Source organism: Streptomyces sp. AC627_RSS907, assembly GCF_019049165.1.
The window spans coordinates 1-748 of sequence record NZ_JAGMUE010000488.1 but is presented as its reverse complement, the minus strand read 5'-3'; the positions used below and the strand labels follow the sequence as shown (position 1 = coordinate 748).

Annotated in this window: 1 protein-coding gene; it reads right to left on the bottom strand. The window is 75.0% G+C overall.

All coding sequences use genetic code 11. The features are described from left to right. A partial coding sequence (locus KUM32_RS36630; RefSeq protein WP_217146201.1) for a zinc-dependent metalloprotease occupies positions 1 to 594 on the bottom strand: 594 nt, incomplete at its 3' end. Positions 595 to 748 lie beyond the last annotated feature (154 nt).

Here is a 748-nt window from a genome sequence, read left to right as displayed (position 1 = left end):
CAGCCAGGGCACGGCCGTGAACTGGGTGCGGTGCGTCTCCTCGTGCAGGCACACCCACAGCCGGAAGTCGTGCGGGTCCACGTCCAGCTCCCGCTCGACGTGCACGATGTTGGGCGCGACGAGCAGCAACTGGCCACCGCCGGTGCCGCCCGGCAGGTCGCGGCTGGCCGGCGCGAACGTCTCGTACTGGCCGAGCACCCGGGAGGAGAGGAACGAGAGCAGCATGCCCAGCTCGACGCCGGTCACCTTGCCGCCGACGGCGCCGAGCACGGCCCCGCCCGGCGTGGCGGAGCGGCGGCTCCGCATCTTGTCGAGCAGCGGCCCGAGCACGGTGCGGAACCCGGCGACGTTCGCCCGCACCCAGCCGGCCCGGTCCACGACCAGCACCGGCGTGTCCGCGAACTCACCGCCGGCCGGCGCCATCCGGGTGAACGCGCGCACGTGTTCCTCCGACGCCTTGGCGTGCCGGCGCAGCTCCTGAACCGCCGCCCGCGCCTCGTCCTGGCTCACCTCGGGACCCGACCGCGCGAACCGGATGGCGGTCGCCACCGCGAGATTCCAGTCGACCATCTCGACACCACCGATGCTCGTCATGGCTTCACGGTACGTGGGCCTCCCCGATGTGGGGTAGCGAACGATGTTTCCGCTCGGCTGGCGGACATCCCGGCGGCCGGCCCCGGCACCCCGCGTGGCCTGCGCCCCGACCGCCCGCCCGGCCCGGCCGCCCCGCGCCGGGAGCGGCCGGCGC